This is a genomic window from Psychrobacter sp. CAL346-MNA-CIBAN-0220 (genome assembly GCF_040309805.1).
Taxonomy (GTDB): domain Bacteria; phylum Pseudomonadota; class Gammaproteobacteria; order Pseudomonadales; family Moraxellaceae; genus Psychrobacter.
Genome location: NZ_JBEOPF010000507.1, coordinates 1 through 255 on the forward strand (window position 1 = coordinate 1; position 255 = coordinate 255).

Annotated in this window: 1 pseudogene; it reads right to left on the reverse strand. The window is 44.3% G+C overall.

Features of this window, described 5'->3' with window-relative positions:
- A pseudogene (locus AAEY88_RS14570) lies at positions 1 to 255 on the reverse strand (carbon starvation CstA 5TM domain-containing protein); the annotation flags it as partial.

Sequence of the window (255 nt, forward strand, 5' to 3'; positions counted from 1 at the left end):
GTACAGTACAAATCCAATGGAATTTATTGTAGCGCAGCAAGTAAGCTGAAGCGGTCCATAACATTAATACAGCAGTAGTTTGGTTTGCGACACCAAAGTAGCGCCAGATAATGCCAAAGTCTACTTGGGTTAACACGGCGCCGACGACAAATAATGGTAACGCGAGCATTAAACGCTTCGGTAACTCTATTTGCTTGATGTTAAAGAACTCTGCCAAAATTAACCGTGCTGAGCGAAATGCGGTATCGCCAGAGG